At 63.2% G+C, this 14256-nt stretch carries 15 protein-coding genes; 3 read left to right on the top strand and 12 right to left on the bottom strand.

The features are described 5' to 3' along the window. From nuoF to ELS24_RS06740, 7 genes are all read right to left on the bottom strand, one after another. Entirely contained in the window at positions 1-1368 is a 1368-nt protein-coding gene (gene nuoF / locus ELS24_RS06770) for an NADH-quinone oxidoreductase subunit NuoF (RefSeq protein ID WP_050448544.1), read from the bottom strand. Then, complete coding sequence (gene nuoE / locus ELS24_RS06765) at positions 1365-1859, bottom strand: NADH-quinone oxidoreductase subunit NuoE (protein ID WP_006217963.1); 495 nt, start codon at positions 1857-1859, stop codon at positions 1365-1367. The genes nuoF and nuoE overlap by 4 nt, the downstream gene beginning before the upstream one ends. A 47-nt stretch (positions 1860-1906) precedes the next feature. Beyond that, positions 1907-3163, bottom strand: a complete 1257-nt coding sequence (locus ELS24_RS06760; RefSeq protein ID WP_006217962.1) for an NADH-quinone oxidoreductase subunit D — start codon at positions 3161-3163, stop codon at positions 1907-1909. 3 nt (positions 3164-3166) lie between these two features. Next, the gene (locus tag ELS24_RS06755; RefSeq protein ID WP_050448543.1) at positions 3167-3793 is read right to left on the bottom strand and encodes an NADH-quinone oxidoreductase subunit C; all 627 of its coding nucleotides are present in this window, start codon (positions 3791-3793) and stop codon (positions 3167-3169) included. Between the two features lie 75 nt (positions 3794-3868). Further along, positions 3869-4345, bottom strand: coding sequence for a NuoB/complex I 20 kDa subunit family protein (locus ELS24_RS06750; RefSeq protein WP_006217960.1), 477 nt, complete (start codon positions 4343-4345; stop codon positions 3869-3871). Positions 4346-4387: 42 nt separating this feature from the next. Next, positions 4388-4747: an NADH-quinone oxidoreductase subunit A gene (locus ELS24_RS06745; protein WP_006217959.1), complete on the bottom strand. Its 360-nt coding sequence runs from the start codon at positions 4745-4747 to the stop codon at positions 4388-4390. Positions 4748-5044: 297 nt separating this feature from the next. Then, positions 5045-6154 carry a porin gene (locus ELS24_RS06740; RefSeq protein WP_050448542.1) on the bottom strand — a complete coding sequence of 370 codons (1110 nt, stop codon included), beginning with the start codon at positions 6152-6154 and terminating at the stop codon, positions 5045-5047. Positions 6155-6617: 463 nt separating this feature from the next. On the opposite strand from ELS24_RS06740, the gene ELS24_RS06735 reads away from it, so the two are divergent. The 3 genes from ELS24_RS06735 to ELS24_RS06725 are packed head-to-tail and all read left to right on the top strand — an operon-like array spanning position 6618 to position 8115. After that, positions 6618-7235 (top strand): TetR/AcrR family transcriptional regulator, encoded by a 618-nt coding sequence (locus ELS24_RS06735; protein ID WP_050448541.1) that lies wholly within the window; start codon positions 6618-6620, stop codon positions 7233-7235. Next, a complete protein-coding gene (locus ELS24_RS06730; RefSeq protein ID WP_050448540.1) occupies positions 7232-7675 on the top strand; it encodes a PaaI family thioesterase in 444 nt (147 codons plus the stop codon). Before ELS24_RS06735 ends, ELS24_RS06730 begins: the two co-directional genes overlap by 4 nt. Then, positions 7672-8115 carry an NAD(P)-binding domain-containing protein gene (locus ELS24_RS06725; protein WP_050448539.1) on the top strand — a complete coding sequence of 148 codons (444 nt, stop codon included), beginning with the start codon at positions 7672-7674 and terminating at the stop codon, positions 8113-8115. The genes ELS24_RS06730 and ELS24_RS06725 overlap by 4 nt, the downstream gene beginning before the upstream one ends. On the opposite strand, the gene ELS24_RS06720 is transcribed toward ELS24_RS06725, so the two are convergent. From ELS24_RS06720 to ELS24_RS06700, 5 genes are all read right to left on the bottom strand, one after another. Continuing rightward, complete coding sequence (locus ELS24_RS06720; protein ID WP_050448538.1) at positions 8089-8853, bottom strand: phosphatase PAP2 family protein; 765 nt, start codon at positions 8851-8853, stop codon at positions 8089-8091. The genes ELS24_RS06725 and ELS24_RS06720 overlap by 27 nt on opposite strands. Continuing rightward, the gene (locus tag ELS24_RS06715) at positions 8850-9644 is read right to left on the bottom strand and encodes a metallophosphoesterase family protein (protein ID WP_050448537.1); all 795 of its coding nucleotides are present in this window, start codon (positions 9642-9644) and stop codon (positions 8850-8852) included. Before ELS24_RS06715 ends, ELS24_RS06720 begins: the two co-directional genes overlap by 4 nt. Beyond that, positions 9641-10615: a diacylglycerol/lipid kinase family protein gene (locus ELS24_RS06710; protein WP_164741223.1), complete on the bottom strand. Its 975-nt coding sequence runs from the start codon at positions 10613-10615 to the stop codon at positions 9641-9643. The genes ELS24_RS06715 and ELS24_RS06710 overlap by 4 nt, the downstream gene beginning before the upstream one ends. A 111-nt stretch (positions 10616-10726) precedes the next feature. Further along, entirely contained in the window at positions 10727-12556 is a 1830-nt protein-coding gene (locus ELS24_RS06705) for a gamma-glutamyltransferase family protein (protein WP_050448536.1), read from the bottom strand. Positions 12557-12640: 84 nt separating this feature from the next. After that, positions 12641-14143, bottom strand: coding sequence for an ABC transporter substrate-binding protein (locus ELS24_RS06700; RefSeq protein WP_127183715.1), 1503 nt, complete (start codon positions 14141-14143; stop codon positions 12641-12643). Positions 14144-14256: the final 113 nt, after the last annotated feature.

The following is a 14256-nucleotide window of genomic DNA, read 5'->3' as shown; positions in this document are numbered from 1 at the left end:
CTACAGATATTGCGGGACCACACAAGACTTATGCTCGATGTGGTGCGCGAATTCGTCGCGAAAATGCTTGAGGAAGCCACGGACGGGCATGGCGGCGGCGTCACCCAGGGCGCAGATGGTGCGGCCCATGATGTTGCCTGCCACGTTGTCCAGCAAGTCCAGATCTTCCGGACGGCCGTGACCGTTTTCGATGCGATGCACCATGCGGTAGAGCCAGCCGGTGCCTTCGCGGCACGGCGTGCACTGGCCGCAGCTTTCCTCGAAATAGAAGTACGACAGGCGCAAGAGCGACTTCACCATGCAGCGCGTTTCGTCCATGACGATCACCGCGCCAGAACCGAGCATCGAGCCGGCCTTGGCGATGGAGTCATAGTCCATCGTGCATTCCATGATGATGTCGGCCGGCAGCACCGGGGCGCTGGATCCGCCAGGGATCACCGCCTTCAGTTTCTTGCCGCCGCGCATGCCGCCCGCCAATTCCAGCAGCGTCGAGAACGGGGTGCCCAGCGGAATCTCGTAGTTGCCGGGGCGTTCGACGTCGCCGGTGATCGAGAACAGCTTGGTGCCGCCGTTGTTCGGCTTGCCAACTTCCAGGTAAGCCTGGCCGCTGTTGCGGATGATCCACGGCACGGCCGCGAACGTTTCGGTGTTGTTGATCGTGGTGGGCTTGCCGTACAGGCCGAAACTGGCCGGAAACGGCGGCTTGAAGCGCGGTTGGCCCTTCTTGCCTTCCAGCGATTCCAGCAGCGCGGTTTCTTCGCCGCAGATGTAGGCGCCGTAGCCGTGGAACGCATGCAGCTGGAAGCTGTAGTCCGAGCCCAGGATCTTGTCGCCCAGGAAGCCGGCGGCGCGCGCCTCTTCCAGCGCCTCTTCGAAGCGTTCATACACTTCGAAGATTTCGCCGTGGATATAGTTGTAGCCGACGCTGATGCCCATGGCGTAGGCCGCGATCGCCATGCCTTCAATCACGATGTGCGGATTGAAGCGCAGGATGTCGCGGTCCTTGAACGTGCCCGGCTCGCCTTCGTCCGAGTTGCAGACGAGGTACTTCTGGCCCGGGAACGCGCGCGGCATGAAGCTCCACTTCAGGCCGGTCGGGAAGCCCGCGCCGCCACGGCCGCGCAGACCCGACGCCTTGACTTCGGCAATCACGTCTTCCGGCTTCATGCCGGTGGTCAGGATCTTCTTCAGGGCTTCGTAGCCACCGCGCTTGACGTAGTCTTCGAGGCGCCAGTTGGCGCCGTCGACATCAGCCATGATCTGCGGCTTGATGTGGCGGCCGTGCAAGCACATCGAATTGGACACGTCGTTCAGCGGGTTGGGGTCCAGCCCCTGCGCGAACTGCTTGTACAGGTCGGGCGCGTTCATGCCGACTCTCCTTGCACCTTGAGGGCCGCGACCAGCGCGTCCAGCTTCTCGTCGGTCATGCGCACGCACATATGCTTGTTGTTCACGATCAGCACGGGGGAATCGCCGCAAGCGCCCATGCATTCGCCTTCAACCAGCGTGAACTGGCCGTCGGCGGTGGTTTGGCGGTAGTCGACACCCAGCTTGCGCTTGAGGTATTCGCCAGCACGGTCGCCATCGCGCAAGGCACAGGGCAGGTTCGTGCAGACGGCGATCTTGTTCTTGCCGACGGGCTTGACGTCGAACATGTTGTAGAACGTGGCGACTTCCTGCACCGCAATGGGCGGGACGCCAATGTAATTGGCCACATCTTCAATGGTTTCGGTAGCCAACCAGCCCTTCTCTTCTTGCGCGATGGCAAGCGAGGCCATGATGGCGGACTGCCGCTGGTCGGCCGGGAACTTCGCGAGTTCTCGGTCGATTTTCTGGTAGGCCTGTTCGGAAAGCAGCATAGTTTGAATCCGGGTTATGCGGGCGTGCTCGTGACTGTCTGGGCGGATCAGCGATCGATCTCGCCGAAAACGATGTCCTGCGTACCAATGATGGTGACGGCGTCGGCGATCATGTGACCGCGCGACATTTCATCCAGCGATTGCAGGTGGACAAAGCCGGGGGCCCGAATCTTCAGGCGGTAAGGCTTGTTGGCGCCGTCCGACACCAGATAGATGCCGAACTCGCCCTTGGGGTGCTCCACCGAGGCATAAGCCTCGCCCGGGGGCACGTGGAAACCTTCGGTGAAGAGCTTGAAGTGATGAATCAGCTCTTCCATGTTGGTCTTCATGGCGGTGCGCTTGGGCGGGGCGATCTTGTGATTCTCGATCATGACCGGACCCGGGTTGTTGCGCAACCATTCCACGCACTGGCGGATGATGCGGTTACTTTCACGCATTTCGGCGATGCGGACCAGGTAGCGGTCGTAGCAGTCGCCGTTGACACCCACGGGGATGTCGAAATCAAGCAGGTCATAGACTTCGTAGGGCTGCGTCTTGCGCAAGTCCCAGGCGACGCCGGAGCCGCGCAGCATCGGGCCGGTGAAGCCCAGCGCCTTGGCGCGGTCGGGGTCAACCACGCCGATGCCCACCAGACGCTGCTTCCAGATGCGGTTGTCGGTCAACAGCGTTTCGTACTCGTCGACGCAGGCCGGGAAGCGGTTGGTGAAGTCTTCGATGAAGTCCAGCAGCGAGCCCGAACGCGCGTCATTCATGATGCGCATTTCTTTGTCGCCGCGGTATTTGCTGGTGTCGCCGTACTGCGGCATCGTGTCCGGCAAATCACGGTAGACGCCACCCGGACGATAGTAAGCCGCGTGCATGCGCGCGCCCGAGACCGCTTCGTAGCAGTCCATCAGGTCTTCGCGTTCACGGAAGGCGTACAGGAACACGGCCATGGCGCCCACGTCGAGTGCGTGCGAACCCAGGGACATCAGGTGGTTCAGCAGACGCGTGATCTCGTCGAACATCACGCGGATGTACTGGGCGCGCAGCGGGGCTTCAACGCCCAGCAGCTTTTCGATGGCCATGACGTAGGCGTGCTCGTTGCACATCATGGACACGTAGTCCAGGCGGTCCATGTAGGGCAGCGCCTGGATGTAGGTCTTGTGCTCGGCCAGCTTTTCAGTGGCGCGATGCAGCAGGCCGATGTGCGGGTCGGCGCGCTGGATGACTTCGCCGTCCAGTTCCAGCACCAGACGCAACACACCGTGCGCGGCCGGATGCTGAGGACCGAAGTTAAGCGTGTAGTTCTTGATTTCTGCCATGATTTAACGCCCCAAGCCGTAGGAGTCTTCGCGGACCACGCGCGGGGTGATCTCGCGCGGATCGATCGTGACCGGCTGGTAAATGACGCGCCGCTGTTCGGGGTCGTAACGCATTTCGACGGTACCCGACAGCGGGAAGTCCTTGCGGAACGGGTGACCGATGAAGCCGTAGTCGGTCAGGATGCGGCGCAAGTCGGGGTGGCCTTCGAAGACGATGCCGTACAGGTCGAACGCCTCGCGCTCGAACCAGCCCACGGCTGGCCAGCATTCCATCAGCGACGCCACGATCGGGAATTCATCGTCGGCGGCCCAGGTGCGGACACGCAGGCGCCAGTTGTGTTCGATGGAAAGCAGGTGGATCACCACGGCGAAGCGCGCGCGGTGCACCTTGGCGGTGGGTTCCTCGGGCAGTTGGCGCGTGCCGTTGCCCCAGGTCAGGTAGTCGACGCCACAGAGGTCGATACAGGTTTCAAAGCGCAGGCCGGCTTCGGTGCGCAGCTTGTTGCAGACCGAGAACCACTGCTGCGCGGGCACTTCGAGCGTCAGCTCGCCCAACGCCTCGGTCAACGCGATATCGGCGCCGAGGGTGGTCTGCAAATTGTTTTTCAGGGTTTCGAGCCTGGTCATCATCTTGTACGCTTAGGTGAACCGATACGCTGGTTTCGCAAGGTCGGCGGCAAGGGCTGCCGCCAACGGGGCGAAGGATCAGCGCGCAATCGTGTTGGTCAGGCGGATCTTGTTCTGCATTTGCAGCAAGCCGTAGACCAGCGCCTCGGCCGTGGGCGGGCAGCCTGGCACGTAGACGTCTACCGGTACGATGCGGTCGCAGCCACGAACCACTGAATACGAGTAGTGGTAGTAACCGCCGCCATTGGCACAGGAGCCCATGGACACGACCCAACGCGGCTCGGGCATCTGGTCGTAGACCTTGCGCAGCGCCGGCGCCATCTTGTTGCACAGCGTGCCAGCAACGATCATCAGATCGGACTGACGCGGACTGGGTCGGAAGATGATGCCGAACTGGTCCAGGTCGTAGCGGGCCGCGCCCGCGTGCATCATCTCAACCGCGCAACAGGCCAGACCGAAGGTCATGGGCCACATGGAGCCGGTCTTCGCCCAATTAAGGAACTTGTCGGCGCTGGTTGTGATGAACCCTTGCTTGAGAATGCCGTCTATAGCCATATTCGTCTCTGATAGCGTGCGGTGAAGAAAACCCCGGGGGGTTTATTCCCAGTCCAGCGCGCCCTTTTTCCATTCGTAGATGAAGCCGACGGTCAACACGGCTAGGAAAACCATGACCGTCCAGAAACCGACGAGTCCAACTGTGCCTTGGGCGATGGCCCACGGGAACAGGAACGCGATTTCCAGGTCGAAAAGAATGAACAAAATCGCCACCAGGTAGTAGCGCACGTCAAACTTCATGCGGGCGTCTTCGAACGCTTCGAAGCCGCACTCATAGGGCGACAGCTTCTCAGCGTAGGGACGCCGCGGGCCAAGGAGGGAGCCGGCCGTTAGAAGCGCGAACCCGATCAGGGTGGCCACTACGATAAACAGCAGGACGGGAAAATACTGTTGCAGGTTCATTCAGGCGTCCGTCAAATGCGCAAACCTTAGGATTGTAGCATTCGCGTGGTTACTTCCGGCTGAACTCTGTAGCTTGAACAAGAGGTGAAAGACTGCATTCCTCAAATGGAACAATCGCAGTTTTCAAGGCAGAAGCGCAAGCATACAGGACTCAACTGACAAGCTCCTGCGCGTCATCAAAAATCAGACCAAAGCACAAAAAAAAGCCACCCCGAAGGGTGGCTTCATACGAACGAGCCGCAGCCCGTTCGTTCGCTTGCGTTTCAAATCCAGACAGGGCTTGCGCCCTGCAGTGGATTAGAAGCGGTGACGGACACCGACGCCGACAGCGGTCGACTTGACGCCATCGATGAAGGCGTAGTCTTTGGCGTACGAACCGTAAGCGTACAGGTTGGTGCGCTTGGACAGGTCGTAGGTGTAACCCAGCGAGAACACGTTCATCGTTTCGTCGCCGCCCGTCAACTTGTCGTTCGACGGGTCAACCATTTGCCACGAACCGAACAGCTTGCTTGCGCCGCCGATCGGAGCCGACAGGCCAACCATGTACGAGTTCGACTTGAAGCCGTCTGCGAACAGGTTGCCACCGAAGCCGATGTTGCCAGCGTCGCTGTTCACGCCTTGACCAGCGAACCAGCCGTCGGTCGTGCGGCCATAGGCCAGGGCGAGCTTCACAACTTCAAAGTCGTACGAAGCGCCGAGGGCGTACATACGCGGGGTCGCGTCGGTTTGAGCGGTCGGCAGCTTGTTGGAAGCGTTCAACTGGTCGTACGTCAGGGCCACGTTCAGCGGGCCGTTGACATAGCGCAGACCGGTGGTGATCGCGCGGGTGTTGTCGGCAGTGCGCCAGCCGGTTTCGGCGGTGTCGGTGTCGTCAGCATTGAACGAGTAGCCAACGCCGAACTGGAAGCCGCTGAACGACGGGGTCTGATACATGACCATGTTGTCGTAGCGTTGCGTGTTGGCAGCGCTCAGGCCAACGCCGATGTTGGCTTGGCCGAAGCCGGCGCCGAACGGATCGATCGAGCCGAAGTACTTCGACGCGATGTTGGTTTGACGACCGAAGTCCAGTTGACCCCAGCTGTCGCTGGCCAGACCGACGGTGGCTTGACGACCGAACAGACGGCCACCTTGAGCCGAGCGGCCGTTACCCGAATCAAAGCCGGATTCCAGTTGGAAAACAGCGCGCAGGCCGTCACCCAGATCTTCCGAACCACGCAGACCCCAGCGCGAACCGTTTTGGACGCCGTTGATCATGCCGAAACGGCTGCCATTGGCATCGCCAGCACCGCTGATCTTGTTGTAGCCGAGGCCCGTGTCGATGATGCCGTACAGGGTGACAGACGTTTCTGCCTGGGCGACACCGGCAAAACCGGCGAGCAGGGCGGCAGCGAGCAGAGTCTTTTTCATTTAAGAAATCTCCGTTGATTTGAGTGACAAGAGCAGCAATCCAGCAAACCAGCCTGCCGCCCCCCTAACTCCGCGAAGGGAAGTTGACGCTATTGCATCAAAAATCGGGGGGACTGGCTATGGTCGGCATCAGAAAAGTGCTCGTTTGCGACACCCCTGTTGGGATCTTGCAACATCGCGCGATCGGCGCACCACAGGTGTTAGGGCTTACCCGCACTTGAAGAGGCAAGCCCGTATCCATGCGACTTTCAGCCCTGCCCCTAATTATCGGGTCCATTTGCACGGGGTTCTTTCAACCCCCTTTCACCGCGACTTCAGCCGGATTTACCCCCCGGTATCCCTGCGAATGCCTGTGGGGCGCGTGCCGTTTCCGGCTTGCCCCCAATGCGCTCAATAACATTGTTATTTATAAAAATCGTGGATATTATCAACGCACATCGTCGACCTATTTCCAGCCACTTCCATGCCCACCACCCCAACCGCCCGCACCGAAAGAAACGAAAGGCTCAACGCGCTGCGACGCCAGATGATTCTGGACGCCGCGCAGCGAGTCTTCGAGCGCGACGGGCTGGAGAACACGACGATACGGGCCATTGCCAAGGAAGCCGGCTGCACCACGGGCGCCATTTACCCCTGGTTCGCGGGCAAGGAAACGCTTTACGGCGCATTGCTGGATGAATCGCTGGGGCGGCTGCACGAGTACCTGGACGAGGCGGCAAGCACGGCTCCGGCGAGGGACGCCGCGCGCAAGGCGATCCAGGCTTTCTTCGGTTATTACGCCCGGCGCCCGACCGATTTTTCCTTGGGCATGTACCTGTTCCAGGGGCTGGGCCCCCGGGGGCTGGGCCGGGACATGGACGAAAAGCTGAACGCACGCCTGCGGCAATGCGTGGACCTGCTGGGTGGCGCACTGGCGCGCACCAAAGGCTGGGACGCGACCACCGTGGCGGTCGAACAGATGAATGTGTTCACCTACCTGATGGGGCTATTGCTGTTGCTGCATACCCATCGCCTGAAATCCCTGGGTCAGCAGGCCGACACGCTGCTGGACCAGTATTGCCACGCTCTGGAGCAACGATGATCGCTACCCCACTGGCCGCCGCCCCCGACGCGCCCCTGATCAGCCTGGCCGATTTCCACATTCTGCTGGCCGACCAGCACCCCTTCTCTCTTTTGCTGGGCATCGACGTATTGCATATCGGCCGCGGCACAGCCCGCGCGGTGCTACCTGCCCGCGATGCGCACCAACGACTCGGCGGCATCGTCGCCGGCCCCATGTTGATGGGCCTGGCGGACCTGGCCATGTACGCCGCCGTCGTCGGCGCCACGGGTCAAAGCCACGCCGTCACGGCCAGCCTGACCATCAACTTCCTGCGGAAAAGCCCGGCGGGGGCCATCCATGCCGACGCCCGGTTGCTGAAAGTGGGCCGGCTGTCGGCAGGCGAAGTCATCCTGACCGGCGCAGGCTCGGACGAGCCGCTTGCCCATATCGTAAGCACGTGGTCCGTGCCCAAGCCATGAGCCCGCGCATCAGCATTGTGGGCATGGGCGACACCGGTACGCAGGCTGCCCGGAGCTTGCTGGAAGCCGAACCGGACATCGCGTTGACCCTGTATGACATCGACCCGGAACGCTGCGAGCAATTTCGCGGATCGGCCACCTTGGCGACCTCGGCGCGTGAGGCGTTGATGGAATCGGACACTATCGTGCTGGCCTTGCCGCACGAACGCGAGGTTGATCGCACGCTGGAACGGTTCAGCGATGGCGAGGTGACGGCGTCGATCCAGGGCAAGCGGATCGTGGACTTGGCCCCGCCGCCGCCGGAACGCGCCCAGCGGCTGGAGCGCGCCATTGCCGGCGCGGGCGGCCGCTACACGAACCTTGGCGGAGCAACCGCCGAGGCAAGCAGCATGCCGCAGCGGCTCTCAAGGCTGTTACGGCTGTTGTTCTGCCCGGCGTGAACCGCAATAGCGTTCGGCCACCACCACGCAGACCGCCAGCCATGCCAGGGTGACGGCAAACCCCGCCGTCACATCGCTGGCGAAATGCACCTGTAGCAAGATGCGGCTGAGGCCGATTGCCATGATCAGCGCCGCGGCAGCCGCCACGCCAGGCCAGCGCCACGACGCAGGCGCCAGACGCCACAGCAGATAGCAGGCCGTGCCGTACACGGCCATGGCCGCCGAGGCGTGGCCGCTGGGAAAGCTCCAGCCCATGGCGGCGGCAAACCCATGGTCGTGCTCAGGGCGAACGCGCTCGAACGTCACTTTGAGCACCCGGTTAAGCAGCCCGCCCAAACCCGTGGTGATGGCGCAAAACGCCGCAAGCCGCCACCGTCCCGTCCAAAGCAGATACAGCGTCATCGCCACGCTGAGCACGGTAAGGAAGTTGCGATCGCCCAAATACGTGACCCAGGACAGCAGCCACAGCAAGGACGCATCCATCGACATGCTCAACGCGTCAGCCAAGGCGCCGTCGAACGCCACGACGCGCCCCCGGCTATGTACCGCCGCCGCCAACACCAGGAAGATCGCCACGCCGGCCGACACGCCCGCGCCGACCATGGCGCGGCGCGTCAAGGCGGAGCCTCCGACAAACGCCCGGACGACCAACAACGCCGCCGCGCCGGCCAACACCGGCAGCGCGATAAACAATTCCATCGCGTGGGACGCGGCCCATTGCGCATACACCTCGCTCATAAGGTGGTCACCAGCGTCTTGTCGACGGGCGCGAACACGTGCGTACCCTCGGCATAGTCCCAGCGTTCGACATGGCAAAGCTGCTGGCCGTCCTGGCCTTCATGGGTAATCACGTTCACCGAATTCGGCACGCTGCCGCGAACCCGGCGCGAGCATGCCGTACCGGCCTGCACGATCCAGCCGGCCGGCTGCCCCGCCGCCGATAGCGGCAGCACGTAGGGCAGATGGATATGTCCGCCCAAGACCAGGTCGATTCCCGCCTGCGCCCACGCCGCCAGCGCCCGTTCGCGCCCGTTGAGCAGGTTGGACAGGTCGGATTCCACCTTGGCCCGGACGGGGTGATGCGCCACGACGATACGCAATTGGCCTGGCCGAGCCTGGCGCAGGCGTTGCGCGACGCGTGCAATCTGCGCGTCGGAGATCTCGCCGTCCTTATGGCGGCGCGGCCGCGTGGTATTCACGCCGATGGCCAGCAACCCGGGGCTTTCAAAGACGGGTTCCAGCACCGCCCCCAGTGCCCGGCGGTAGTTACCGTAAGGGTTGAGCGCGCGGGCGAAAAGGTTGAACAGCGGAATGTCGTGGTTGCCCGGCACGGCCAGCACGGGCAGCGACAGGCGCTCAATGAACCGGCGTGCCGCGGCGAATTGCGCGCGTCGGGCACGCTGGGTGATGTCGCCACTGAGCACCACCAGATCAGGTTTCAACGCGCGCGCCAGATCCAGCGCCGCCTCCACCACGGGTTTGCGTTCCGTACCGAAATGCGTGTCGGACAATTGCAGTATCCGCGTCATGAGCGGTCCAGGTATTGCGAGTCAGCGGGCACCACCAGCGGCAGTTGCTCATCGGCCACCTTGAATTCGAGCGGCGTGCTCATCCAGGAAATCTCGCCGTCCATCGCCACCTTGACGCGGTTGCGCCCGCGTATCCGCACCCGCATGCGGTCAAAGCCGAAGCTGATGACGTGTTCAGCTTCGCCCAGGCGACTGAACAGGCCGCGCACCAGCAGCCCATACAGCGCAAGCGTGCCGACGGGCTTGACCGTCATCGCCACGAGGCGGTTGCTTTCCAGTTCACTGGACTCGATGCCGATATGTTCCAGTTGCAGTTTGTTGTTGCCCACCACCAGCGTCGGCGTGCGCAGGTCGCGCAGCTGGCCCTCCTCTTCCAGTTGCAGCCGAAGTTGGCGCGGCGCGCGCAGCAAGGTGACCAGCCCCGACCACAGCGCCACCATCCGGCTGCGGCCGAAGCGCTGCTTGTAGGCCTCGCGGTCTTCCAGCAACGTGGGGTAAAGCCCCAGGCTGGCGTTGACCAGGAACAGGTGGCCGTTCAACTGACCGACACGCACGGGTTCGATGTGCCCCTGAAGAAAGCCACGCAGCGCGACATCCGTGTCTTGTGAAATTCCGTAGGTGCGTCCGAAATAATTGAAAGTGCCCTGCGGCAGGATGCCGAACGGCACGCCCTTGCCCAGCACGGTGGCGGCGACCGCGTTGAGCGTACCGTCGCCGCCCGCTGCGATGACGACGCCCTGCTCGTCCTGGGCGCGCTTGACGGCGGCCTGCGCCGTCTCGGTCAGGCGTTTGGGGTCGTCTACGGCCATCAGCGTATAGCGCCTGCCCGCCTCGTCGAGGATGCCGCGGATGGTGTCCTGCAGGACCTGCGCGTCGCCGCGCCCCGATCCGGTGTTGAGGACGATGAATAGGGGCTCTTGTCCCGTCAGGGAGCGCGCTCCGGTGCGTGGGCGCTGGTCGGATGAGGTCATGGAAGAAAGATAGCCCATGCCGGCAAAACGCCGCAAGGCGGCATGATTCCCGCAGCCCGGACAGACCGAAGAACCCGGGCGCCACAGGCGCGGCGCCCGATTCCAGAACGGTCAGCGGCCGATGGCGTAGGCCTGCATCAGCCGCGGCGTGGCCGCCGCGTGCAAGAGGCCGTCTTCATCCCGCGAAGCGGCCGTCAAACGCCCCACCGACCACGCTGGCACCTCTTCGATCTGATGCCCACGCTGGCGCAGGCCATCGATCACATCGGCGCCAAAGCTGGCTTCCACCGCCAGGTGGCCCGGCTTGCGGTCGCGCGGGTAGAACGACGTGGGGAAATGCATGGTGTGCGACATCGGCAGGTCAATCGCTTCCTGCAGGTTGAGGCCATGGTGCACATGACGCAGGAAGAACAGCAACTGCCATTGTTCCTGTTGGTCGCCGCCTGGCGTGCCGAAAGCCAGATAGGGCTTGCCATTGCGCAGCGCCAGCGACGGCGTCAGCGTGGTGCGCGGACGCTTGCCCGGCGCCAGCGTGCCGGGCAAGCCTTCTTCCAGCCAGAACATCTGAGCACGCGTATTCAGGCCAAAACCCAGTTCGGGAATCACAGGGGAAGACTGGAACCAGCCGCCCGAGGGCGTGGCCGAAATCATGTTGCCCCAGCGGTCGATCACGTCCACATGCGTGGTGTCACCGCGCTTGGCCGAGGCATGCATGTTGGAAGCACGCGTGTCGGAAGCACGCATATCGGCCAGCGTGGGCTCGTTGGTGGCGCTGCCGGGCGCGGACACCGGAGACAGGCGTTCCAGCGTGTCCATCACGCGGGCAACCTGCGCCTCGAACCCGGGCACCCTGCCGGGCAGCAAATCGTGCGACGCCATTTCACCGATCAGCGCGCGGCGTTCGGCGCTATACGCGTCCGACAGCAGGTGCGCCAGCGGCACGTCGATGAAAGCCGGGTCGCCGTAATAGGCTTCGCGGTCGGCAAACGCCAGCTTCATGGCCTCGGTGACGCGGTGGATGAATTCCACGCTGTTCGGCCCCACGCCCGCCAGGTCCATGTTCTTTAACAGCGCCAGCGTCTGCAGAAACACCGGGCCTTGGCTCCAGGCCCCGGCCTTGGCCACGGTGTAGCCATGGTAGTCGTAGGTCAGCGGCGTGTCGTAGCTGGCTGACCAGCCGGCCAGGTCATCGGCCGTGATGACGCCACGGTGCGTCGCGCCGCTTTCATCCATCACGTCCGTGTTGCGGGCGAACCGATCGATCTCTTCAGCAATGAAGCCACGGTAGAAGGCGTCGCGGGCGGCCTCGATCTGGCGTTCGCGGTCCGCGCCCACGCTCTCGGCCTCTTTCAGCACGCGGGTCCAGGTGCGCGCCAGCGCCGGGTTGCGGAACAGCTTGCGCGCTTCGGGCACCTTGCCGTCCGGCACATAGACCTGGGCGGTGGTGGGCCAGTGGGTCTGGAAGAAATCCTTCAGGCCCGCAATGGTGTTGGAAATGCGCGGCATCAGCGCATGGCCGTGCTCGGCGTAATAGATGGCGGGTTCCAGCACATCGCGCACACGCATCGTGCCGTGGTCGCGCAGCAGCAGCATCCAGGCGTCGAAGGCGCCGGGTATCACCGTGGCCAACAGGCCATTGCCGGGGATCAGCTTCAGCCCTTCGGCGCGGTAGCGTTCAAGTGTGGCGGCGGCGGGCGTGGTGCCCTGGCCGCACAGCACTTCCAGCCTGCCGGTGCGCGCCGAATAAAAAATTGCCGGCACTTCGCCGGCCGGGCCAACCAGATGGGGTTCAACTACCTGCAGCACAAAGGCCGACGCCGCGCAGGCGTCGAAGGCATTGCCGCCGCGTTCCAGCAGCGACATGCCTGCCGCGCTGGCCAGCCAATGGGTAGAGGTCACCACACCGAAGGTGCCTAGGATTTCCGGGCGAGTCGTAAACATGATGCGTCCTGTAGCGGAGGCTTCTACCGTCCGCGAATAAGAAAAACGGGATCCGAATCCGGATCCCGTCGTTGGTCGCCCAACTTACTTCTTGGCGATGGTCACGCCCTTCAGGCGGATCAGGCCGTCAGGGTAAGGCACGAAGCCCTCCACCTTCTTCTGCACGCCGAAGGTCCACGGCAGGTAGAACAAATAGATGATGGGGCGCTGGTCCTGCATGCTGGTCAGCACCTGGTCGTACAGCGCGCGGCGCTTGACCGTGTCGGCTTCGGCGCGCGCGTCGTTCAGCAGCTTGTCCACGCCGGCGTCGCAGAACTTGCCGTCGTTCAAATTGCCCTTGCAACTGAGGTACTGATGGATATTGCCGCTGGGATCCACCCGGCCCGACCAGCCGCTCTGGCCCACCTGGAAATCGCCACGCGCCAGCGAGGATTGCAGCGATGCGAATTCCACCGGACGCAGCGTGATGTCAAAGCCGGCTTCGGAACCCATCGCCTGCACCAGCTCGAACACCTGCTGCATGGTGGTGTTGTTGCCGAAGGTGATCTCGAACTTCACGCGGTCAAAACCGGCTTCTTTCAGCAGCGCCTGCGCCTTCTTCGGGTCGCGGCCCTTGTGTTCGAACGCGGTGTTGTAGGCAAAGCTGGCGGGCGGGAACGGCTGGTAGGCGGGCTGGAACATGCCTTCACCGATGACCTGGTTCAGCACATCGCGGTCAATCGCCAGGTCCAGCGCCTGACGCACGCGCTTGTCCTTGGCCAGCGGGTTGTCGGCGCGCGCGCCGTTGCCCAGATTGATCGAGATCGACTGGAAGCCCAGGCCGGTCACGGGCGCCAGGCGCAGGTTGCCGTCATCCTTCACCGCCTTGGCGTCGCTGGGCGCCACACGCTCGATGATGTCCAGATCACCCGCGCGCAGGTTGTTCAGGCGCACGGTGGTGTCGGGAATCGGCGTGAAGATAAGCCGATCGAAATGGTAGTTGGCGGCGTCCCAATACTTGGGAAATTTCTCAAGCACGATGCGGTCGTTCTGCACGCGCTCCTTGAACTGGTACGGGCCCGAGCACACCGGCTTGCCGCCCGGATCCTTGTCGAAGCTGGCGGGCGACATCATCATGCCGGCGCGGTCGGACAACTGCGACAGCAGCGAGGCGTCGGGTTGCGACAGGTTCAGCACAACGGTGTGCTCGTCGGGCGCGTCGACGCTGGCCACGGTGGCAAGCTCGCTCTTGCGGTTGCTGTCGGGCAGCGTGCGGGCGCGATCCAGATTGGCCTTGACCGCGGCGGCGTTGACCGGCGTGCCGTCATGGAAGACCGCGTCGGTGCGCAGCTTGAACGTCAGGGTTTTATTGTCGGGGCCGATCGTCCAGGACTGCGCCAACTGCGGCACGAACTTCAGATCGGGCGAGATATCAACCAGCTTGTCGCACAGCGAGGCGAACACGATGCGGCCCACGAACGTGCGCGCGCGCGCCGGGTCCAGCACGTCCGGATCGTCCTGCAAACCGATACGAAGGGTGGACTGGGCTTGCGCCAGGCCGCTAGCCAGCATTCCCGCCATGGCCATGGCGAGGCAAAGTTTACGCATGAAAGATCTCCGTCGATGCATCTTGTTGGATTCTGCGCCAGGCGCGCGGCGATTGTATAGAGGGCGCGGGCCTGGCCCCGGCACGCAGGCAGGGATCGGCCGCCTTGCGGACG

It is taken from the genome of Achromobacter spanius (assembly GCF_003994415.1).
Taxonomy (GTDB): domain Bacteria; phylum Pseudomonadota; class Gammaproteobacteria; order Burkholderiales; family Burkholderiaceae_B; genus Achromobacter; species Achromobacter spanius_C.
Note: the sequence above shows the minus strand (reverse complement) of the source record. Positions and strands in the feature narration are given on the sequence as shown.